We start from the raw sequence: 22233 nt of genomic DNA on the forward strand, positions 1-22233 counted from the left end.
TTTGCGACTCACATACTTCGCATCGCTGATCGCGGCCGCCGCACCGGCGGTGGCGATCGCGCAGACCAGCGTGACGCTGTACGGCCGTATCGACGGCGGCGTCGAATACCTCAACCACATCGCGACGCCGAACGGCAGCGCGACGCGCTGGAGCGCCGAAGGCGGCGACTGGGGCACCAGCATGTTCGGGCTGAAGGGCGTCGAGGATCTCGGCGGCGGGATGTCGACCGTGTTCAACCTCGAGACCGCGTTCCAGGTGATGAACGGCCGCACCGGCGGCGGCCGCCTCTGGTCGCGGCGCGCGTACGTCGGGCTGAAGAGCGACACGTGGGGCCAGCTGCAGGCCGGTCGCAACCTGTTCATCGACAGCGACGGCGTGTGGGAATTCGATCCGTTCGTGCAGCAGGCGTTCTCGTCGGCCTCGCTCGTGCGCGGCCGCAACTGGCAGCAGACGAGCAACAACATCGAGTACCACAGCCCCGTGATCGGCGGGTTCGACGTGCAGGCGCAATACGCGTTCGGCAACCAGTCGCGCGGTTTCAATTACGGCGCGGCCGACGATTTCGGGCGCTCGGACGGGATCATGATCTCGTACCACTCGCCGGTGCTCGACGTGCGCGGCATCTACGACGAGCTGCGCGACAACAACGGCAAGTTCAGCAACATCTTCACGGCATCGCGCGAGTATTTCGTCGGCGCGAACGTCAAGATTTCGAAGTTCAAGATCCAGGGCGCCTATACGCACTACCAGGCGCCGGACAGCCCGGCCGGCGTCGCCGATCGCGCGGATCACTACTGGCTCGGCGCGACCTATGCGGCGACGCCGCAATGGGCGATGACGGCGGGCGGCTACTACGTGAAGGTCGGCGACGGCGGCGGCGATGCGTCGCACGATCCGTCGGGCCACGCGATCATGTACGTGCTCGGCACCACGTACAACCTGTCGAAGCGCACGTTCCTGTACGGGACGGTCGCGTACGTGCGCAACGGCGGCAACTCGAATTTCTCGCTGCTCGCGACGCCGCGCGACGCGTCGCCGAACACGAGCCCGATGACGGGCGAGTCGCAGACGGGCGCGTACGTGGGGATGATGCATACGTTCTGAGCGGTACATGCCGTAAAAGACACACGTGCCCGGCGGGCCCGTGTCGTTGGCATGGCAGCGCGGCGCGCTGCGTGCCGCACGTGTCGTGCGGCCGTCGTGCGCTCGATCCTCAGTCCAGCGTGTGGCCCGCCTTTTCGTCCATACACCGCACCGCGATCAGCGTCAGCACGCCGCAGCCGATCGCATACCACGCCGGCGCGTTCGGGTTGCCGGTCGCGGCGATCAGCCAGGTAACGAAGAACTGCGCGAAGCCGCCGAAGATCGCGACGCCGACGCTGTACACGAGTGCGCCGCCCGTCGCGCGCACCGCACGCGGGAACAGCTCGCCGAGCATCGCACCGGTCGCGCCGATGTTGATCGCATGCACGACCGACAGCGCGGCGATGATCGACAGCAGCGACACGGCGCCCGGCCAGCGGTTCAGCGCGATGAAGGCCGGGTAGATCGCGACCATCAGCGCAACGCGCGTCCACCAGACGATCCGGTTGCGGCCGACCACGTCGGACAGGTAGCCGCCGATCGGCGTCGCGAGCATCAGGATCGCGCCCGCGACGCAGCCGGCCGTCATCGACAGCCAGGTCGGCAGATGCAGCACCTGCACGCCGTAGATCGCCATGTAGAACACGATGATGTAGTGGATCGACGTGCCGCCGATCGTCACGCCGAGCCCCGCGAACACGGCCTTGCCGTGATGGCGCAGCACGTCCGCGAGCGGCAGCGACGCGACCTTCTCGGCGGGCGCGTGCGCGGCCGACGGCACTTCCTCGACCGTGCGGCGCAGCCAGTAGCCGAGCGGCACGAACAGCGTGCCGATCACGAACGGCACGCGCCAGCCCCAGCTTTCGAGCTGCGCGGCGTTCAGCGTCGAGGTCAGCGCGACGCCGGTCAGCGCGCCCGCGAGCGCGGCGAGCCCCTGGCTCGAGAACTGGAACGACGCGTAGAAGCCGCGACGATGCTGCGGCGCCTGTTCGAGCAGCAATGTCGTCGATGCGCCGACTTCGCCGCCCGACGCGAATCCTTGCAGCAGACGCGCAAGCACGAGCAGCAGCGGCGCCGCGATGCCGATCTGCGCGAAGGTCGGCGCGACGGCGATCGTCGCGGTGCCGAGCGCCATCAGCAGCAGCGTCAGGATCATCGCTTTCTTGCGGCCGACGCGATCGGCGTACATGCCGATCACGAGCCCGCCGAGCGGCCGTGTGACGAAACCGACGCCGAAACTCGCGACCGCGAGCATCAGCTGCCCGAACGACGAATGGACCGGAAAGAACAGCTTGCCGATCAGGATCGCGAAGAAGCTGTAGACCGTGAAGTCGTAGAACTCGAGCGCGTTGCCGACGGCGGCCGCCGCGATCAGGCGGCGCTTTTTCGCGGCGGTCAGTGCATCGGCCGGCGTGCCGGCGAACGAAAGGGTAGACGTTTCCATGGGATTTCCCGATAAGCGCACAGCGGCGTGAGGACAGGCCGTCAGGCCGCGAGCCAGCCTTCGGCGACGCGCACCCAGTAACTCGCGCCGATCGCCAGGATGTCGTCGTTGAAGTCGTAGCCGGGGTTGTGCACCATGCAGCCGCCCTTGCTGCCGATTCCGTTGCCGATGAACGCATAGCAGCCGGGCCGCGCTTCGAGCATGAACGCGAAGTCCTCGCTGCCCATCAGCGGCGGCGCGTCGAGCTGCACGCGATCGTCGCCGAGCATGCCGCGCGCGATGTCGGCCGCGAAGGCCGTGGGCTCCGCATGATTGACGAGCACCGGATACCCGTAGTCGTAGTCGACGTCGGCCGTCACGCCGAAGCTCTCGGCCTGGCCCTTCACGAGCGCTTCGATGCGGCGTGCGAGCAGCGCGCGCACGTCGGCGTCGAGCGCGCGCACCGACAGCTTCATCACGACCGTTTCCGGAATCACGTTGAAGGTCTCGCCGGCCTGCACGCTGCCGACCGTGATCACCGCCGCGTGCTGCGCATCGACTTCGCGCGCGACGATCGTCTGCAGCGCGACCATGATGCTGCCGGCCGCCGACATCGGATCGCGCGCGTAGTGCGGCATCGCGCCGTGACCGCCGACGCCGCGCAGCGTGATCGTCACGCGGTCGGCCGACGCCATCGTCGCGCCGCTGCGGAACGCCATGTCGCCGGCCGCGCGGCCGGGCATGTTGTGGATCGCGAAGATCGCATCGCACGGGAAGCGGTCGAACAGCCCGTCGTCCATCATCGCCTTCGCGCCGCCGAAGTTTTCCTCGGCCGGCTGGAAGATCAGGTTCAGCGTGCCGGAGAAGCGGCGCGTGGCCGCGAGGTGGCGCGCCGCGCACAGCAGCATCGCGGTATGGCCGTCGTGACCGCATGCATGCATCTTGTTCGCGTGGCGGCTCGCATACGGGAGCCCGGTCGCTTCGGCGAGCGGCAGCGCGTCCATGTCGGCGCGCAGGCCGACCGTGCGCGTACCCTGGCCTTCGCGCAGCACGCCGACGACGCCGGTCTTGCCGATCCCGCGATGCACGTCGTAGCCCCAGCCGGCGAGCAGCTCGGCGACGAGATCGCTCGTCAGCGTTTCTTCGAAGGCGAGTTCGGGATGGGCGTGGATGCGGCGCCGCACGTCGATGAGTTCGGGCGCGATCGCGGCGATGCCGGGGATGACGGGGTTCACGGCTGCGGACATGGTGTCTCCGGTGGGGCGGGTGAGGCGTTTGATGCGCTTATGACCCGCAAGCATATAAATTTCTTTTGCGTACCAGAAGCTGATAAATTGCTTCGGTGCTTACCGCCGGTTGCCGCCGGGAATACCCTGAGGCGGCAAGGCCGGACGGGCTTCGGGTTTCCACGAATCGCGCGTTGCCGCCATGAAATATCACCAGTTGAAAGCGTTCGTCACCGTCGCGGAAGAGGGCAGCATTCGCGCGGCCGCGCGCCGGCTGAACGTGTCGCCGGCCGCGCTGACGAAGGCCGTGAAGGAGCTGGAGATCGCGCTCGGCGTGTCGCTCGTCGTGCGTACCGCGCGCGGCGTGCAGCTGACCGCGTTCGGTCAGCAGCTGCAGGTGCGCGCGCGGCTGATCGTCGCCGAGATGCAGCGCGCGCGCGACGACATCGAACAGGCGCAAGGCGCGATGACGGGCTCGGTCGCCGCGGCGATCACGCCGGCCGCGGCGGTCACGATCCTGCCCGACGCGTTTCGCGCGTTTCGCCGGCGCTTTCCGGTCGCGCGCGTGAGTTTCGTCGAAGGATTTCCGGGCGTCGCGCTGCCGCGGCTGCACGACGGCTCGCTCGATTTCGCGGTGGCCGTCGTCGTGCCCGAACTGCTCGCGGCCGAATTCGATCATGCCGAGCTGTACGCGAGCCGTTCGCTGATCGTCGCGCGCAAGGAGCATCCGCTCGCGTCGGCGACGTCGCTCGCCGATCTCGTCGACGCCGACTGGCTGATGAACCCGTCGCCGGAAAGCTCGACGCAGGTGCTGTTCAATTCGTTCGTCGCGTACGGGCTGCCGGTGCCGACGCGCGTCGTCGAATGTCCGAGCTTCGGTCTCGCGCACAGCCTGATGACGGGCGCCGATCTGCTCGCGTCGATGCCCGAGCAGCTGCTCGAGGTCGAATGGGCGCGCGACCGGCTCGCGGTGCTGCCGATCCGCGAGCGTCTGCCGGCCGTGTCGGTGCAGGTGATCACGCGCCGCGACAGCCCGCTGACACCGGCCGCCGCGATGCTGCTCGACTGTCTGCGCGATTCCGCGCGTCGCAAGGGATTGCGCTAGGGCGCGATGCGTATGCGGGTTCCACGAACCGGCTGCGACCGCGAGCCGGTATCATGACGGCCGGCCCGCCGTCGCGGCCGGCCTGCGATTCATCGCCGTTCAGGCGTTTCCATTCAGCAACGAGAGACATTTCATGACCAGTGCTACCCAATTCGACAACGTGTCGGTCGTCAAACGCGCGAACGTCTATTTCGACGGCAAGTGCGTGTCGCATACCGTGCTCTTTCCGGACGGCACGCGCAAGACGCTCGGCGTGATCCTGCCGTGCGCGCTCAATTTCGGCACGGACGCCGCCGAATTGATGGAAGTGCAGGCTGGCAAGTGCCGCGTGAAGCTCGACGGCAGCGACACATGGCAGACCTACGGCGCGGGCGAATCGTTCTCGGTGCCGGGCAAGAGCCGCTTCGACATCGAGGTGATCGAGACGCTCGATTACGTCTGCAGCTATCTGTAAGCGCGCATCGCACCGCAAAAAAAGCCCCGCCGAAGCGGGGCTCGTTGTTCGTGCAAGGACGGCGCAACGCCGTCCCGCACCGGCCGTTACAGGCACGCGTTGATGTCGCCGGCGGCCGCTGCGTCGCCGCGCAGGCCCACCCACGTCTTCGCGCCGGCCTGCCACGACGGACGCACCATCGCGGCGGCGCCGTTCGGCGGCTGCTGACCCGGCACGTACACGTCGGTCGCGAGGCCGTTCGCGAGCACGTTCTGCGAGATCACCTGCTGTTGCGACTTGTCGGCCCACGTCTTGGCGATACAGGCCGACACGTCTTCTGCCGGCTTCTGGCTTTGTCCCACATTCTGCACGGCAGGGCCGGCTGCATGAGCAGAAATTGCCACGGTCAATGCGATGAGCGGTAAGTATTTCACGTTCGTTATCTCCCTCGAGTCGTGATTGATTGAGTGGGAAGCGCAGCGACGCTGCGTGGAAGTGAGAGTCGCCGTCATGGGACGCGGTTCCGACAATTCCGAAACAAGTTGTTAACGCGCTTGCAAAATGCCGGCCGCGATGCACGCGCTCCTGCGCGATCGCGGCGCATCGATGCGGCGCTTCGCGGCGAACGCTGCACCGCCGTGGTGCGGCAGCGTCGCGCGCCGGCGCCGACTCGGCGCGAAAGCGGGGGATTCGCAAGGCACGCTCCTTGCAGGGCACTGTGTACGCCGGTCCGGCATGCGCAATGCCGGCAGAACGATGGAGAACAAGTCGATGAAACCGTTCGATGAAATGCTGCAATCCGGCGACACGGTCAGGCTGCCTTATGCGCGGCTGAAGCAATGGCTCGACACGCAGAACCCCGCGAGCCTCGCCCAGAAAGCCCACGACGCGGAAGGCGTGTTCCGCAGGACGGGCATCACGTTCGCCGTCTACGGCGACGCGGAGGCCGCCGAGCGGCTGATTCCGTTCGACATCGTCCCGCGCATCATCTCGGGCGCGGAATGGAACAGGCTGTCGCTCGGCATCGAGCAGCGCGTGATGGCGCTCAATGCGTTCCTCGACGACATCTATCACCGCCAGGAGATCGTTCGCGCGGGCATCGTCCCGAAACACCTGATCGCGCACAACGATGCGTTCCTGCCCGAGATGATCGACTTCCGGCCGCCGGGGAACGTCTATACGCACATCATCGGCGTCGACATCGTGCGCACCGGCGAGAACGACTTCTACGTGCTCGAGGACAACGCGCGCACGCCGTCCGGCGTGTCGTACATGCTGGAGAATCGCGAGACGATGATGCAGCTGTTTCCGGAGCTGTTCCAGCAGGTGAAGGTGCGCCCGGTCGAAACCTATCCGCAGATGCTGCGCCAGTCGCTGGCGGCCGTCTGTCCGCCGGGCGGCAACGCCGACAACCCGACCGTCGCCGTGCTGACACCCGGCATCCACAATTCGGCCTACTACGAGCATTCGTTCCTCGCCGACCAGATGGGCGTGCATCTCGTCGAAGGCAGCGACCTGCAGGTGCTCGACGGCCGCGTCGCGATGCGCACGACCGAGGGCTTCCAGCCGATCGACGTGCTCTATCGCCGCGTCGACGACGCGTTTCTCGATCCGCTCACGTTCCGCGCCGATTCGGTGCTCGGCGTCGCGGGGATCATGGACGTCTACCGCGCCGGCAACATCACGATCGCGAACGCGCCCGGCACCGGCATCGCCGACGACAAGGCGATCTATTCCTACATGCCGGAGATCGTCGAGTTCTACACGGGCCGCAAGGCGCTGCTGCAGAACGTGCCGACCTGGCGCTGCGGCGACGCCGACAGCCTGAAGTACGTGCTCGATCATCTCGACGAACTGGTGGTCAAGGAAGTGCACGGCTCCGGCGGTTACGGGATGCTCGTCGGGCCGTGCGCATCGAAGGCCGAACTCGATGCGTTCGCAACCAAGCTGCGCGTGCGTCCCGCGAACTACATCGCACAGCCGACGCTCGCGCTGTCCACAACGCCGATCCTCACCGAAGCGGGGCTCGCACCGCGGCACGTCGATCTGCGCCCGTTCGTGCTCGTGTCCGACCGCATCCGCATCACACCGGGCGGGCTCACGCGCGTCGCGCTGAAGGAGGGATCGCTGGTCGTCAATTCGAGCCAGGGCGGCGGCACCAAGGACACCTGGGTGCTGGCCGACTGAGCGACGCAAGCACGCGCCGAACGCGCCGAACGCGCCGCGCGAACCGAACGAACACGGAGTGGACACGAGATGCTTCTGGGACGGACTGCGAGCGGCCTCTACTGGATGTACCGCTATATCGAGCGCGCGGAGAACATCGCGCGCATCGTCGATGCCGGGCTGAGGATGGCGCTCACGCGCACGTCGGACGCGCCGGCCGAATGGTCGTCGGTGCTCGTCAGCTCGGGCGCCGACCACGGCTACCGGCAGAAATACGACGCGTATGCGGCCGATACGGTCACCGACTATCTGCTGCGCGACCGCGACAACCCGTCGAGCGTGCTGTCGTGCATCGACGCCGCGCGCTCGAACGCGCGGATGGTGCGCACGGCGCTCACGCGCGAGGCGTGGGAGAGCGTGAACGGCGCGTGGCTCGCGCTGCGGCGTGCCTTCGCGCAGCCGGTGCCGGAAAGCGCGCTGCCGGCGGTGCTGGACGAGGTGAAGCGCGAAACCGCGATGATCCTCGGCAGCTTCTACAGCACGATGCTGCGCAACGAGATCTTCGATTTCGCGCAGATCGGCGCGTTCGTCGAGCGCGCGGACAACACCGCGCGGATCCTCGACGTCAAGTACCACCTGCTGCTGCCGTCGGTGTCGCACGTCGGCACGATTCTCGACAACTACCAGTGGGAGACGATCCTGCGCTGCGTGGCCGCGCACCGGTCGTACCGCTGGGTGTACGACGTGCAGTACAAGCCGGTGAACATCGCCGACTACCTGATCCTGAACGGCCGCATGCCGCGTTCGCTGCGCTATTGCTACGGGCGCGTCGTGTCGAGCCTGAACCTGCTCGCGAAGGATTACGGCGTCACACACCCGTGTCACGACACGGCGGCGAAGATTCTGCAGATGTTGTCCGACACGTCGGTCGAGCGGATCTTCAAGAGCGGGCTGCACGAATTCCTGACCGATTTCATCGGCCGCAACAACAACCTCGGCGTCGACATCGCCGAGGCATACAACTTCGATTGAGGCTTGCCATGCGACTCGCGATCCGACACATCTCGCGTTACCAGTTCGACGAGCGGGCGACGCACGCGCTGCAGCGCCTGCGGCTGCGCCCGCAATCGGGGCCCGGCCAGACGGTGCGCGCCTGGCAGGTCACGATCGACGGCGCCGAGCCGACGCTGTCCTACGCCGACGGCCTCGGCAACCGCATCGATCTCGTGCGGCACGATCGCGGCGCGAAACCGGAGATCGTCGTGGTCGCGGCCGGCGTCGTCGAGACGCAGGACCGGGCCGGCATCGTCGGCGATCCCGACGGCTATGCGCCGCCGTGGCTGTTCGAGCGCGACACCGTGCTGACGAAGGCGGGCGACGTCGTGCGCGCGCTGGCCGGCGCGCTGCCGCTCGAGCCGCGCAGCCTCGACGCGCTGCACTGGTTGATGACCGCCGTGCACGAGCGCATCGCCTATGCGCCGGACGGCACCGACACGCCCGTCGATGCGGAGACCGCGCTGCAAAGCGGCGAGGGGACGAGCCGCGACCATGCGCATGCGTTCATCGCGGCCGCGCGCGCGCTGAAGATCCCGGCGCGCTTCGTCTCCGGCTATGTGCTGGCCGACGGCGCGATGCAGCGCCTCGCCGACGCGAAGCAGAACGCCGGCGGCGAGCGCGAAAAGGCGCTTGCGCTGCAGATCGGCGACGGCATGCAGCAGGTGCTCGGCGCATCGCACGCCGGCCAGTCGCAATCGCAGTCGCAATCGCAATCGCAATCGCAATCGCAAGGCCCGGCGCATGCGCAGGCGGCGCTCGATGCGCGGCCGCAGCCCGTCGCGCTGATGCAGCCGCCGGCCGGTCACGCGTGGGCCGAGGCGCACGTCGACGGGCTCGGCTGGGTCGGCTTCGATCCGTTCATGAACCGTTGCCCGGACGAGCGCTACGTGCGCATCGCGGTCGGGCTCGACTGCCGCGACGCGCAGCCGGTGACCGGCATCGGCGCGATCGCCGTGGGCGTCGACATCAGCGTCGCGCAGTCTCCGGAACTTGTCTGACGCACCCGCGCGTCGCCACCGCCGTGCCGCGCGCGCCGCGTCGCGGCGGCGCGACGCCGGCCCGACCCAACCCCGATCCGAGCTCCCATGCCCATCCACGTCGCGCTGCACCACGCCACCCGCTATCGCTACGACCGGCTCGTCAACCTCGGCCCGCAGGTCGTGCGGCTGCGTCCGGCGCCGCACTGCCGGACGCCGATCGTCGCGTATTCGATGACGGTCGAGCCCGCCCGGCACTTCATCAACTGGCAGCAGGACCCGTTCTCGAACCATCTTGCGCGGCTCGTGTTTCCCGAACGCACCGACCATTTCGACATCACGATCGATCTGGTCGCCGAGATGTCGGTGTACAACCCGTTCGACTTCTTCCTCGAAAGCAGCGCGGAGCAGTATCCGTTCAGCTATGACGAGGCGCTGAAGATCGAACTCGCGCCGTATCTCGCCTGCGATCCGCAGACGAGCGCCGCGCCGGCGTTTCGCGCGTATCTCGACGGCGTCGATCGCACGCCGGCCGGCACCGTGAATTTCCTGGTCGCGCTGAATCAGCGGCTGCAGCGCGACATCCGCTATCTCGTCCGGATGGAGCCCGGCGTGCAGACGCCCGCGCAGACGCTCGAGCTCGGCTCGGGATCGTGCCGCGACAGCGGCTGGCTGCTCGTGCAGCTGTGCCGGCATCTCGGCATTGCCGCGCGCTTCGTGTCCGGCTATCTGATCCAGCTTGTGCCGGACCAGAAGTCGCTCGACGGCCCGAGCGGCACGTCGGTCGATTTCACCGACCTGCATGCGTGGTGCGAGGTCTATCTGCCGGGCGCCGGCTGGATCGGCTTCGATCCGACGTCGGGCCTGCTGGCCGGCGAAGGGCACATTCCGCTCGCCTGTACGCCGCAGCCGACGAGCGCGGCGCCGGTCGACGGGCTGATCGACGAATGCGAGGTCGCGTTCGAACACGAGATGACCGTGACGCGCGTGTACGAATCGCCGCGCGTGACGAAGCCGTATACCGACGCGCAGTGGCAGGCGGTGCGCGCGCTCGGCACGCAAGTCGACGATGCGCTCGCGGCCGGCGACGTGCGGCTCACGCAGGGCGGCGAGCCGACCTTCGTGTCGATCGACGACCGCGACGGCGCCGAATGGAACACCGACGCGCTGGGGCCGACCAAGCGCGGCTATGCGACGGCGCTCGTGCAGCGGCTGCGCGCCGAATACGGCCGCGGCGGCTTTCTGCATGTCGGACAGGGCAAGTGGTATCCGGGCGAGCAGCTGCCGCGCTGGGCGATGTCGATCTTCTGGCGCGCGGACGGCGAGCCCGTGTGGGACGACCCGTCGCTGTTCGCGGACGAACGCGAGCCGTCCGCGCTGAGCACCGCCGACGCGAAGCGCTTCATCGACGCGCTCGCGGCACGGCTCGGGCTGAGCGGCGAGTTCATCCGGCCCGGCTACGAAGACGTCTGGTATTACCTGTGGCGCGAACGCCGGCTGCCCGTCAACGTCGATCCGTTCGATTCGCGCGTCGACGACGAGCTCGAACGCGCGCGGCTGCGCAAGGTGTTCGACCAGCGGCTCGACAGCGTCGTCGGCTACGTGCTGCCGATCCGGCGCGCGGACGGCCCGCCGCCGCTCGACGGTCCGCGCTGGCAGACCGGCCCGTGGTTCTTCCGCGACGAGCGCATGTATCTGGTGCCGGGCGATTCGCCGATGGGCTATCGGCTGCCGCTCGATTCGCTGCCGTGGGTGGCGGCCGGCGACTATCCGAATCTGTACGAACGCGATCCGTTCGCGCCGGCCGAGGCATTGCCCGATGCCGCCGCATTGCGCGCGCGCTATGGCGGCCCGGCCGCGTCGGCCGCGTCGGCCGCGTCGGCCGCCGCGCCGCGCTACGTGCCGGGCGTGCATCGCGAAGCGCCGGCGCAGACGGTGATGCAGTGGCGCGACGACGGCAAGCGCGGCGACGCGCAGGACGCACACGACACCCACGCATCGCGCTACCCCGACCGCTTCGAATCGGCCGCGTGGGTCACGCGCACCGCGCTCTGCGCGCAGGTGCGCGACGGCATCCTGTATCTGTTCATGCCGCCGCTCGCCGCGCTCGACGATTACCTGCACCTGCTCGCGGCAATCGAGGCGACCGCGCAGGCGCTCGGCGTCAAGCTCGTGCTCGAAGGCTATCCGCCGCCGCGCGACGCGCGGCTGAAGATGCTGCAGGTGACACCCGATCCCGGCGTGATCGAGGTGAACGTTCATCCGGCCGCGAATTTCGACGACCTCGTCGCGCAGACCGAATTCCTGTACGACGCCGCGTGGCAGTCGCGGCTTTCGAGCGAGAAGTTCATGGTCGACGGCCGCCACGTCGGCACCGGCGGCGGCAACCACGTCGTGCTCGGCGGCGCGACGCCGGCCGACAGCCCGTTCCTGCGCCGCCCCGATCTGCTCGCGAGCCTGATCGCGTACTGGCTCAACCATCCGTCGCTGTCGTATCTGTTCTCGGGGCTTTTCATCGGGCCAACGAGCCAGGCGCCGCGCGTCGACGAAGCGCGCAACGATCAGCTCTACGAGCTCGACATCGCGTTCGCGGCGATCCGGCGTCACGTGCAGGGCGGCGAGCCGCCGCCGCCCTGGCTCGTCGATCGCGTGCTGCGCAACCTGCTGATCGACGTGACCGGCAACACGCACCGCAGCGAGTTCTGCATCGACAAGCTGTATTCGCCCGATTCGCCGACGGGCCGGCTCGGCCTGCTCGAACTGCGCGCGTTCGAGATGCCGCCGCATGCGCGGATGAGCATCGTGCAGCAACTGCTGCTGCGCGCGCTGATCGCCCGCTTCTGGGCCGCGCCGTATACGACGCCGCTCACGCGCTGGGGCACCGCGCTGCACGATCGCTTCATGCTGCCCGCCTTCGTGAAGATGGACTTCGACGACGTGCTGAACGAGCTGCGCGACAGCGGCTTCGCGTTCGACGCCGCGTGGTTCGCGCCGCACTTCGAATTCCGCTTCCCGCTGTTCGGCCAGATCGCCGTGAACGGCATGCAGCTGACGCTGCGCGGCGCGCTCGAGCCGTGGCACGTGATGGGCGAGGAGGGCGCGGTGGGCGGGACCGTCCGCTATGTCGATTCGTCGGTCGAGCGGCTCGAAGTGCGCGTGACGGGGCTGAACGACAACCGGCACGTCGTGACCGTCAACGGCCGCGCGCTGCCGCTGCAGCCGACCGGCACGGCCGGCGAATACGTCGCGGGCGTGCGCTACAAGGCGTGGTCGCCGCCGTCGGCGCTGCACCCGACGCTCGGCGTCGATGCGCCGCTGACGTTTGACGTCGTCGATACGTGGCTGCAGCGCTCGCTCGGCGGCTGCCGGTATCACGTCGCGCATCCGGGCGGGCGCAACTACGCGACGTTCCCCGTCAATGCCTACGAAGCCGAAAGCCGCCGGCTCGCGCGTTTCGTCGCGATGGGACACACGCCGGGGCGGATGGACGTCGCGGCGGCCGCGCCGAGCCGCGAATTCCCGTTCACGCTCGACTTGCGCCGGCCCTGAGCGGCCGATGAGGGGACCGACGACGATGCACGGCTTTCGACCTCGCGGCGCACGGGCCGCAGTGCTAGGATGCGGGCAGGCTGCGGCCGCCCGCCGTTTGCCGATCCGGGCACGCAGGCGCGCGCCTGCCCGCTGACGACGGAACGACACCGTGCCGCCCATTCACCCCGACGCTCTCGCCGACGCGATGCCCACGCTCTTCGATACCGGCGCACACCCGGACGCGGCCGAGCTGGCCGCCGCGCTCGCCGCGCCGGCCGCCGCCGGCCGCTACGACGAACTGCGCGGCAGCGTGGCGGGCCTCCATGCGCCCGCGCTCGCGCCGGCGTGGCGCAGCTTCTTCACCGCGATCGGCAGCGACGGCGTCGCCGATCTCGACCGCCGCGCGGACGCGCTGCAGCGGCGCATGCGCGAGAACGGCCTGTTCTATCAGCTGCACGAACAGCGCGCCGGTGACGGCGCGGCCGGCCCGTGGTCGCTCGACCTGCTGCCGATGATCGTCACGCCCGAGGATTGGGTCGCGATCGAGCGCGGCGTGCTGCAGCGCGTGCGGCTGCTCAACGCGACGATGGCCGACCTCTACGGCCCGCAGACGATCCTCGCGCGCGGGCTGCTGCCGCCCGCGCTCGTCACCGGACATCCCGGCTATCTGCGCGCGATGCGCGGCGCACGCGTGCCGGGCGATACCTGGCTGCACGTCGTCGCCTTCGATCTCGCGCGCGGGCCGGACGGCCAGTGGCGGATGGTCGCGCAGCACACGCAGGGCGCGGCCGGCCTCGGCTATCTGCTCGAAAACCGGCTGATCGTGTCGCGGCTCTTTCCGCGCGGCTTTCGCGGGCTGCGCGTGCAGCGGCTCGCGTCGGCGTATCGGTCGCTGCTGCAGAGCCTGCAGGCGCTCAGCCCGGCGCGCCGCAATTCGCGCATCGTCCTGCTGACGCCGGGGCCGCACAGCGCGACCTATTTCGAGCATGCCTATCTCGCGCGCTACCTCGGCCTCACGCTCGTCGAAGGCGGCGACCTCACCGCGCGCGACAACCACGTGTTCCTGAAGACGCTGCGCGGGCTCGAGCCCGTGCACGGCATCCTGCGGCGCGTCGACGACGCGTGGCTCGATCCGCTCGAGCTGCGCCCCGATTCGCTGCTCGGCGTGCCGGGACTGCTGCAGGCCGTGCGCGCGGGCAACGTGCTGCTCGCGAATGCGCCGGGGTCCGGCTTTCTCGAATCGCCGGGCATGCTCGGCTTCATGCCGCGTCTGGCCCAAGCCGTGCTCGGCGAGACGCTGACGCTGCCGGCCGTGCATTCATGGTGGTGCGGCGAAGCGGCCGCGTGCGACGACGCGCTGCCGCAGCTCGCGCGCGGCATCGTACGGCCGTCGTATCCGGCCGACGGCGCGCCAGCCGGCGTGCAGGAACCGGTGATCGGCGCGCGCCTCACGCACGCGCAGCTTGCCGAATGGCGCGCGCGGATTCTCGCGCGGCCCGAGCAGTACACGGTGCAGGCCGACTTGCCGCTGTCGCAGGCGCCGACGTGGCGCACGCACGGCGCGCCGGACGGCAACGGCAGCGCGCGCATCGTGCCGAAGCCGCTGCTGCTGCGCGTGTTCGCGCTCGCCGACGGTGCGCAGCGCTGGCGAGTGCTGCCGGGCGGGCTGTCGCGCGTCGGCACGCGCGACGCGCTGTTCAATGCGCCGATGCCGCGCGGCGGCAGCACCGTCGATACGTGGGTGATGACCGAGGGCATCGTCGATTCGACGACGCTGCTGCAGACGCGTCTCGGCCCCGACGATCTCGTCGAACGGCCGCGTGCGATCGCGAGCCGGGCCGCCGAGAACCTGTTCTGGCTCGGCCGCTACACCGAACGCGCGACCAACCTGATGCGGCTCGCGCGCGCGGCGCTCGAGCGGCTGCGCGGCGAAGACGACGTCGAGAGCCCCGCGCATCTCGAGCTGATCGATGCGCTGTGCCGCGATACGGGGCTCGTCGCGGCCGATGCGCCGAATGCCGTCGATGCGCCGGGCGCGTTCCAGCACGCGCTCGCGACGTCGCTCACGCGCGGCGCGGACCGCACGTCGGGGATTGCCGCCTGCCTGTTCGGGATGCGCGGCGCGGCCGCCGCGATTCGCGAGCGGCTGTCGAGCGACCAGTGGCGGCTCATCGACGACGCGACGCAACTGTTCGCGGACAGCGCCGATCATCCCGAAGCCGAAGAACAGATCGGCAACGAAGCGCTACAGCTGCTCGAGCGCCTCGGCCTGCTGCTCGGCGCGATCACCGGCGCGCAGACCGACAACATGACGCGCGACGACGGCTGGCGGCTGCTGTCGATCGGCCGGCAGATCGACCGGCTCGACTTTCTGTGCAGCGTGCTGCGCTTCGCGTTCGACGGCGGCGCCGTGCATCGACAGGACGGCTTCGAGCTCGTGCTCGAACTGTTCGACAGCACGATCACGTTCCGCTCGCGGTTCCAGCGCGGTTTCGACGTCGCGCCGCTGCTGTCGCTCGTCGTGCTCGACACCGACAACCCGCGTTCGCTCGGCTGGGTCGTGCAGGCGCTGCGCGGCCGGCTGACGAAGGTCGAACGCAGCGAGGGCTATGCATTGTCCGAACTGGCCGAGACGATTCCGGACGTCGCCGCATGGTCGCTGCACGAACTCTGCGAGACCGGCGACGACGGCCGGCACGAGGCGCTGCTTACCGCGCTCGATGCGACGGCGAAGGCCGTGTGGGAACTGTCGAACCGCATCGGCGAGCGCTATTTCAGCCACGTGCGCGAGGCGGGCAGGGCGCTATGGTGACGTCGAAACACACGACGAAGACGCCGGCCGGAGCGGCCGACGCGACGCCGCCCGCCACGGCGGATGCCGCGCCGGGCCGGCTGCTGCGCGTCACGCACGACACCGAATACCGTTATGCGGCGCGCGTCGAATCGGCGCAGCATCAGGCGCGGCTGCAGCCGCTCGCGACGCCGCGTCAGCAGCTGCTGGCGTTCTCGCTCGACATCGAACCCGCGCCCGAATCGATCGGCACCGAGATCGATGCGTTCGGCAACGCGCGTGCGTCGTTTGCGCTGAATCAGCCGCACGACGCGCTGTTCGTGCGCAGCCGCAGCACCGTGCGCGTTAGCGCGCCCGCCTGGTCGAAGGGCGCGCGCGGGAAGCCGCCGCAGGCTATCGCGCATCCCGCCGCCGCGCATGCGACCGCCTGGGAAGCCGTGCGCGAGCGCCTGCAGTTTCGCGCGGGGCAGCCGTACGATGCGGCGAGCGAGTTCGTGTTCGCGTCGCCGCACGTGCCGTGCGATCCGGCGCTCGCCGCGTATGCGGCCGCGAGCTTCACGCCCGGTCGGCCGCTCGTTCAGGCCGCATGGGATCTGATGCGACGCATTCACGCCGACTTCGCGTACACGCCGAACAGCACCGACATCACGACGACCGCGCTCGATGCATTGCGGCTGCGTAAAGGCGTGTGCCAGGATTTCGCGCACGTGATGATCGGCGCGCTGCGCTCGCTGGGGCTCGCCGCGCGCTACGTCAGCGGTTATCTGCTGACGCAGCCGCCGCCCGGGCAGCCGCGCCTGATCGGCGCGGACGCATCGCATGCGTGGGCCGCCGTCTACGACCCGGCGTGGCCCGAAGACGGCGGCTGGCTGCAGCTCGATCCGACCAACGATCGCGCGCCCGGCGACGACTACGTGATGCTGTCGATCGGCCGCGACTATGCGGACGTGGCGCCGCTGCGCGGCGTGATTCGCGGCGGCGGGGCGGGGCAGGAGCTGAAGGTCGCCGTGACGGTCGAGCCGCTCGAGGATTGAGCGCGTCGTGCCGATCGGCACGGCGATGATGGCGTCGGGCGCGGCGTGGGCGGTGGAGCGCGGGCGCTAGCCGATAGGGCGCGGATTCTTTGCGCATCGTTGTGCGTGTGAATTCCGCTTCGCGTTCCGCTCGCGTTCGGTTCGCGTTCCGGTCGCAAACGAATGAACGGACGCCTGTTTTTCGGCGCGATGCCGGCGCGCTCGGCGGGGCATCGGTAGGTGGGCCAGCCTGCGTCGTGCTGTGCCGTGTCGTCTCGTCGACGCACACATCGACCGGCTCGAAGGGCACGCGACGATCGGGAAGGGCGGCGCACCGTCGCCGCCCGAGAACCTCGCGACGAACCTGCCGCGCCCGGTGTGCGCCACCACCGGCAGGTCCGTCTAGCCGCGTGCGCGTTACGTGATCGTCCCCTTCTTCAGCGCATCGATACACGGAATCCCGGCGCGCCGCTTGGGCCGCAGGAATTTCGGCACCGCGCTCGGCTGCCCGACACCGGCCTGGCTGTGATTGACCTTCGGCGTGAGCGCCGCCGACTTCGCCTTGTGCGGAAGCCGGCAGCCGCCGGCCGGCAGGTCGGCGTACGGATCGTCCTCCGCCGCGGCCGGCAGCGTCGGCGCCGTCGACGCGACCAGCATTGGCGCGAACGGCAGCGCGCGCATCCGCTGGCCGGTCAGCGCGAACGCGCCGTTCGCGACTGCCGGCGCGATCGGCGGCACGCCGGCTTCGCTCAAGCCGGTCGGATGCGCGTCGGACGGGACGAAGAACACGTCGACCGGTGCCGCTTCCTGCATCCGCACCGGCGGGTAGTCGACGAAGCTGGCGTTGCGGACGGCGCCGTGGTCGACGTCGATCGCGAAACCGGGCTTCGTCGTCGCGAGGCCGAACAGCGCACCGCCCTGAATCTGCGCTTCCGCGCCGGTCGGATTCACGATGCGCCCGGCATACACGCCGGCCGTCACGCGATGCACGCGCGGCTGCTGCGCTTGAATCGACACCTCGGTCACGTACGCGACGACCGTGCCGGCCGTTTCGTGCATCGCGACGCCCCACGCATGCCCGGCGGGCAGCGTGCGCGTCCCGTAACCCGACTTGTCGACGGCGAGCGCGAGCGCCTCGCGATGGCGCGCATGCTCGGGGCCGGACAGTCGCGCCATCCGGTACGCGACCGGGTCCTGATGCGCCGCGTGCGCGAGCTCGTCGACGAGCGTTTCCATCACGAACGCCGTATGCGTATGGCCGCCCGAGCGCCAGGACTGGACCGGGACGTCGACGTCGGGCTGATGGACCGATAGCTGCATCGGGAAGCCGTACGGGTTGTTGGCGACGCCGTCGGTCAGATCGGGATCGGTGCCGCCTTTGCGCATCGTCGCGGGCGCGAGCGGCGAACCCTTCAGCACCGACTGGCCGACGACGACATGCTGCCAGTCGCGCACGCCGCCGCTGCCGTCGACGCCGATGTCGACGCGATGCAGCACCATCGGGCGATAGTAGCCGCCGCGCAGGTCGTCCTCGCGCGTCCAGATCGTCTTCACGGGGCCGAGATGGCCGGCAGCGAGATACGCGGCCGCTACGTGCGCCGCTTCGACCACGTAGTCGGAGGTCGGCGTCGAGCGCCGCCCGTAGTCGCCGCCCGACGTCAGCGTGAAGATCTGCACTTTCTCCGGGGCGACGCCGAGCGCCTTCGCCACCGCCGCGCGATCGGTCGTCTGCATCGCCGAGCCGCCCCAGATCTTGATTCCGCACGCGCAGCTCGCCGGCCCGACGTCGACCGTGCAGCTGAGCGGTTCCATCGGCGCATGGGCGAGATAGGGAAATTCGTAGTCGGTGCGGATGCGCGTCGCCGCGGCCGGCGCGGTGCCGGCATCGGCCGTGCGCACGACGGTGCCCGGCGTGCCGGCCAGCTGCTTGTAGGCCTGCATCTGTTCGGCCGACGACACGGTCGAGCCGGCGTCCTTCCACGTGACCTGCAGCGCATCGCGGCCGAGCTTGGCCGGCCAGTAGCCGTTCGCGATCACGGCGACGCCCGTGCCGCCGCGCGCGGTCGGAATCTCGACGACTTCGACGACGCCTTTGACTGCCCGGGCCGCGGCGGCGTTGTAGCTCGCGACCTGTCCGCCGAAACGCGGCGGACGCGCGACGACGGCCACCATCATGTCCGGCAGGCGCCAGTCCATCCCGTACTTCAGCGAGCCGTCGAGCATCGCGCGCGCATCCACGCGCGGCGTCGGCTTGCCGATCAGGCGGAACTGGTCGGGCGACTTCAGCGTCACGTGCTGCGGCACCGGCAGCGCCATTGCGTCCGGCGCCAGCTCGCCGTAGGTCGCGCGATGATTGCCCGACGTCACGACGCCATTTGCGGTGCGGCAGGTGGCCGGATCGACGTTCCAGCGCTGCGCGGCTGCCGCGACCAGCATGGCGCGCGCGGACGCGCCGAGCTCGCGGTATTGCGTAAACGAATGGTTGACCGACGTCGAGCCGCCGGTCATCTGGATACCGGTCACCGGATCCTTGTACGGCTCGCCGGCCGGCGCGAGGACCGTGCGCACGTTGCGCCAGTCGGCGTCGAGTTCGTCGGCCAGCGCCATCGGCAGCGCGGTGCTGACGCCCTGGCCGGCTTCGGTCCGGTTCACGGCGACGGTCACCGTGTTGTCCGGCGCGATGATCAGGAATGCTTGCGGCGGCGAACTCCGCAGCACGGCGCCGGCTTCGGCGCGCGCGCGCAGCGGCGGGATGCCGAGCGCGAGACAGCCGCTCGCCGCCATCGTGAGTTTCAGGAAGCCGCGCCGGCCCGGCATCGGCGCCGCGGCGCCGGTTGCAGGGGAAGCCTCGGCGTGGACGACGTCGCTACGCGCCGGACGCCCGGCAGTGCGAATACGCATGATCGCTATCTCCCGGCAGGCTCAGGCGAGTGCCCGCGCCGCATCGTGAATCGCGGCGCGGATGCGCTGGTAGGTGGCGCAACGGCACAGATTGCCGGCCATCGCGCTGTCGATATCGGCATCGCTCGGCGCCTTGTTGCTACGCAGCAGGCCGGCCGCACTCATCATCTGGCCGCTCTGGCAGTAGCCGCATTGCGCGACGTCATGCCGGAGCCACGCATCGAGGACGGCCTTGCCGACCACATCGTCGGCCAGGTGCTCGGAGGTCGTGATGCGCGCGCTGCCCACCGACGACAGCGCGAGCGTGCAGCTGTGCACCGGCCGGCCGTCGACGTGCACGGTGCATGCGCCGCAGTCGCCGGTCCCGCAGCCGAACTTGGTGCCCGTCAGCCCGAGGTTGTCGCGCAGCACCCAGAGCACCGGCGTCGACGGATCGGCGTCGACTTCCGCTCGCCGGTTATTGATGTTCAACGTCACCATCGTGAAATTCTCCCTTGGACACGTCGTTATCGTTCGCGAGACGAAAATCGTAATGCGTCGGATGTGATGCAAATCGATTAAAGCAGATTAACCAAAAAGCCGGCGTCCGGGAATTCGATTTTTTTGCCTTTTTTAACGATCGACGGCGCGTAGTTACGGCATTAGATTTACATCGAGCATACAAGCGATTACATCGCACGGAAAGATTATTGAGTTTTGACAAAATGTTTTCCAGTTCGTGGAAAACGTTTGCGACTCGGGCCTATATTTGACTCGCGATCAACACGGGAGGCGCGCGGATCAAGCGGCATTCATTAATGAATCGACATGCGGAACGGCTGAAGTTCGCTTGTTTCACTGCTGAACTCAGTGTTCGCTTACGAGCGGGAGCGCCCCGACAGCGTGTCGATCCACGTTCGGATGCCGTTTGAGCCGTATCGAGGGACGCACGCGGCGCGACCGGCAGGACGGCAAAGCCGATGCACGTAAAACAGCACACCGTGATGAGTGAAAAAATTACCGGAGGGGGCGTAAAAGCAAAAAAATGAAAACCGAATAATGCTCGTCGATTGATTCTCGTCTGTTGTTAATCCATGCCATCCGTTCCGAATTGGCGGCGGGAAGGTATTTGCCAAAAATATCGATTAACGCATGCCGGTATTTTCCTTCCGATTTGAGTGTGTGAAAGGAATGGCTCTGTGTCGTTGATGCTCTTTAATGGGAAGGTGTGATTATGCGTATGCGCATGGGATCGAATAAAAAGCGCGCGGAAGCACGTCCGAATATGCTCGTGCCGACCGGCATGCTGGTCGCGCTGGTGGGCGCCGGCGTCATTCCGGCCGACGCGCTGGCCGCGTGCACCGGCGCACCCACCGTCACCTGTACCGGTGCCACCACCAACTATGTGAGCAGCATCAACGGCCTGAACGTCACGGTGGCGCCGGGTGCGACCGTTTCCGTGGTGCCGCTGCTCGGCGGTACCGCGATGTCGCTGACGGGCAGCGGCGTGACCTTGATCAACAACGGCACGATCGACCCGTCGCTGGGTGGGCTGAGCGCCGTGTCGAACGGTGCGGTCGTCGGCAATGTGTCGTCCGCGAGCACCGTCAACGTCACGAATTCGAGCACCGGCGTGATGATGGGCTCGACGAGCGGCGTGTTGGCCAACGGCCCCGCGCTGACCGTCTACAACGGCGTCGGCGGCACGACCAACATCACGAATGCCGGCACGATCGGCACGACCGGCATTCTCGGCTTCGGTGCGGGCCCCACCGCGCAGGTCGTTACGGCCTCGGGCGGCGCGCAGGTCAATTTCACCAACGCGAGCGGCGGAAAGATCAATGGCTCCGTGGTGCTCGCGCCGAGCGCGGTAGCGGGCACCGGCAATACGTTTACCAACGCCGGCACCATCACGGGCAACGTGTCGCTGGGCGCGGCCGCCGGCGCGTCGAACACGTTCAACGCGCTGACGGGATCGTCGGTCGGCCTCGGCGTCGATGCGGGCGCGGGCCTCGGCGGCAGCAACACGCTCAATCTGCAGCTGAACACGGCGAGCGGCAGCGCCGCGAACGGCGCCATCGCGGTCGATACGTTCGCCAATTTCAATCACCTCGCCGTACAAGGCGGCACGTGGGACATCACCGGCGCGTCGACCGCGACCGACGCGTCGCTGACGGGCGGCACCGCGATCGTTCATGGCAGCGGCGCGCTCGGCACCGGCACGATCGTCGCGGGCGGCGGCACGCTCGAGGCCGGCGCGGCCGGCGTCAATTTGCTCAACGACGTAACGCTGAACGGCGGCCTGAACGGCGGTCTCACGGTCGACGGCGCGAACGGGCTCGCGCTGTCGGGTGCGATCGGCGGCAGCGGCGCGCTCAACGTGAACGGCACCGGCACGCTGGCGCTGAACGGCGCCAATTCGTTCACGGGCGGAACGAATCTGACGGGCGGGGGCGGCATCGTCGTCGGCACGGGCGCCGCGCTCGGCACCGGCGCGCTGAACGTGACGGGCGCGGGCGGCTCGCTCGGCACGAGCGTCGGCGGCACG

Annotated in this window: 15 protein-coding genes; 10 read left to right on the forward strand and 5 right to left on the reverse strand. The window is 68.8% G+C overall.

Features of this window, described 5'->3' with window-relative positions:
• Position 1 precedes the first annotated feature (1 nt).
• Entirely contained in the window at positions 2-1105 is a 1104-nt protein-coding gene (locus ACSHSS_RS11025; protein ID WP_006396901.1) for a porin, read from the forward strand.
• A 109-nt stretch (positions 1106-1214) separates the two neighbouring features.
• On the opposite strand, the gene ACSHSS_RS11030 is transcribed toward ACSHSS_RS11025, so the two are convergent.
• Positions 1215-2528 (reverse strand): MFS transporter, encoded by a 1314-nt coding sequence (locus tag ACSHSS_RS11030; RefSeq protein WP_445544965.1) that lies wholly within the window; start codon positions 2526-2528, stop codon positions 1215-1217.
• Positions 2529-2569: 41 nt separating this feature from the next.
• Positions 2570-3754, reverse strand: a complete 1185-nt coding sequence (locus ACSHSS_RS11035) for a M20 aminoacylase family protein (protein ID WP_060146262.1) — start codon at positions 3752-3754, stop codon at positions 2570-2572.
• Between the two features lie 181 nt (positions 3755-3935).
• Between ACSHSS_RS11035 and ACSHSS_RS11040 the strand changes: the two genes are divergently transcribed.
• Both ACSHSS_RS11040 and ppnP read left to right on the forward strand, forming a co-directional pair.
• Positions 3936-4838 carry a LysR substrate-binding domain-containing protein gene (locus ACSHSS_RS11040; RefSeq protein ID WP_006403396.1) on the forward strand — a complete coding sequence of 301 codons (903 nt, stop codon included), beginning with the start codon at positions 3936-3938 and terminating at the stop codon, positions 4836-4838.
• A gap of 133 nt (positions 4839-4971) precedes the next feature.
• Complete coding sequence (ppnP, locus tag ACSHSS_RS11045) at positions 4972-5292, forward strand: pyrimidine/purine nucleoside phosphorylase (protein WP_048804665.1); 321 nt, start codon at positions 4972-4974, stop codon at positions 5290-5292.
• A gap of 86 nt (positions 5293-5378) precedes the next feature.
• On the opposite strand, the gene ACSHSS_RS11050 is transcribed toward ppnP, so the two are convergent.
• On the reverse strand, positions 5379-5705 hold the full coding sequence (locus ACSHSS_RS11050) for a hypothetical protein (protein ID WP_012216902.1): 327 nt from the start codon (positions 5703-5705) through the stop codon (positions 5379-5381).
• Positions 5706-6042: 337 nt separating this feature from the next.
• Between ACSHSS_RS11050 and ACSHSS_RS11055 the strand changes: the two genes are divergently transcribed.
• The 6 genes from ACSHSS_RS11055 (at position 6043) to ACSHSS_RS11080 (ending at position 16826) form a co-directional block, all read left to right on the forward strand.
• The gene (locus tag ACSHSS_RS11055; protein ID WP_035956093.1) at positions 6043-7458 is read left to right on the forward strand and encodes a circularly permuted type 2 ATP-grasp protein; all 1416 of its coding nucleotides are present in this window, start codon (positions 6043-6045) and stop codon (positions 7456-7458) included.
• A gap of 69 nt (positions 7459-7527) precedes the next feature.
• Positions 7528-8469 (forward strand): alpha-E domain-containing protein, encoded by a 942-nt coding sequence (locus ACSHSS_RS11060; protein WP_006396908.1) that lies wholly within the window; start codon positions 7528-7530, stop codon positions 8467-8469.
• A gap of 8 nt (positions 8470-8477) precedes the next feature.
• On the forward strand, positions 8478-9491 hold the full coding sequence (locus ACSHSS_RS11065) for a transglutaminase family protein (RefSeq protein ID WP_445544966.1): 1014 nt from the start codon (positions 8478-8480) through the stop codon (positions 9489-9491).
• 87 nt (positions 9492-9578) lie between these two features.
• Entirely contained in the window at positions 9579-13019 is a 3441-nt protein-coding gene (locus tag ACSHSS_RS11070) for a transglutaminase family protein (protein WP_445544967.1), read from the forward strand.
• Between the two features lie 187 nt (positions 13020-13206).
• Entirely contained in the window at positions 13207-15813 is a 2607-nt protein-coding gene (locus ACSHSS_RS11075) for a circularly permuted type 2 ATP-grasp protein (protein ID WP_445544972.1), read from the forward strand.
• Positions 15807-16826: a transglutaminase family protein gene (locus tag ACSHSS_RS11080; RefSeq protein WP_445544968.1), complete on the forward strand. Its 1020-nt coding sequence runs from the start codon at positions 15807-15809 to the stop codon at positions 16824-16826. The genes ACSHSS_RS11075 and ACSHSS_RS11080 overlap by 7 nt, the downstream gene beginning before the upstream one ends.
• 396 nt (positions 16827-17222) lie before the next feature.
• On the opposite strand, the gene ACSHSS_RS11085 is transcribed toward ACSHSS_RS11080, so the two are convergent.
• Together ACSHSS_RS11085 and ACSHSS_RS11090 are read right to left on the reverse strand one after the other, a co-directional pair.
• Positions 17223-19706, reverse strand: coding sequence for a molybdopterin cofactor-binding domain-containing protein (locus ACSHSS_RS11085; protein WP_445544969.1), 2484 nt, complete (start codon positions 19704-19706; stop codon positions 17223-17225).
• A gap of 21 nt (positions 19707-19727) precedes the next feature.
• Complete coding sequence (locus ACSHSS_RS11090) at positions 19728-20186, reverse strand: (2Fe-2S)-binding protein (protein ID WP_445544970.1); 459 nt, start codon at positions 20184-20186, stop codon at positions 19728-19730.
• A 733-nt stretch (positions 20187-20919) separates the two neighbouring features.
• Between ACSHSS_RS11090 and ACSHSS_RS11095 the strand changes: the two genes are divergently transcribed.
• Positions 20920-22233 (forward strand): beta strand repeat-containing protein (locus ACSHSS_RS11095; protein WP_445544971.1); only part of this gene is annotated, 1314 nt, incomplete at its 3' end.

Source organism: Burkholderia sp. BC1 (assembly GCF_052683555.1).

Bases quoted from the DNA above. Each gene is read 5' to 3' on its own strand.
- ACSHSS_RS11030 (WP_445544965.1), bottom strand. From the start codon at position 2,528: ATGGAAACGTCTACCCTTTCGTTCGCCGGCACGCCGGCCGATGCACTG.
- ACSHSS_RS11035 (WP_060146262.1), bottom strand. From the start codon at position 3,754: ATGTCCGCAGCCGTGAACCCCGTCATCCCCGGCATCGCCGCGATCGCG.
- ACSHSS_RS11040 (WP_006403396.1), top strand. From the start codon at position 3,936: ATGAAATATCACCAGTTGAAAGCGTTCGTCACCGTCGCGGAAGAGGGC.
- ppnP (WP_048804665.1), top strand. From the start codon at position 4,972: ATGACCAGTGCTACCCAATTCGACAACGTGTCGGTCGTCAAACGCGCG.
- ACSHSS_RS11055 (WP_035956093.1), top strand. From the start codon at position 6,043: ATGAAACCGTTCGATGAAATGCTGCAATCCGGCGACACGGTCAGGCTG.
- ACSHSS_RS11060 (WP_006396908.1), top strand. From the start codon at position 7,528: ATGCTTCTGGGACGGACTGCGAGCGGCCTCTACTGGATGTACCGCTAT.
- ACSHSS_RS11065 (WP_445544966.1), top strand. From the start codon at position 8,478: ATGCGACTCGCGATCCGACACATCTCGCGTTACCAGTTCGACGAGCGG.
- ACSHSS_RS11070 (WP_445544967.1), top strand. From the start codon at position 9,579: ATGCCCATCCACGTCGCGCTGCACCACGCCACCCGCTATCGCTACGAC.
- ACSHSS_RS11075 (WP_445544972.1), top strand. From the start codon at position 13,207: ATGCCCACGCTCTTCGATACCGGCGCACACCCGGACGCGGCCGAGCTG.
- ACSHSS_RS11080 (WP_445544968.1), top strand. From the start codon at position 15,807: ATGGTGACGTCGAAACACACGACGAAGACGCCGGCCGGAGCGGCCGAC.
- ACSHSS_RS11085 (WP_445544969.1), bottom strand. From the start codon at position 19,706: ATGCGTATTCGCACTGCCGGGCGTCCGGCGCGTAGCGACGTCGTCCAC.
- ACSHSS_RS11090 (WP_445544970.1), bottom strand. From the start codon at position 20,186: ATGGTGACGTTGAACATCAATAACCGGCGAGCGGAAGTCGACGCCGAT.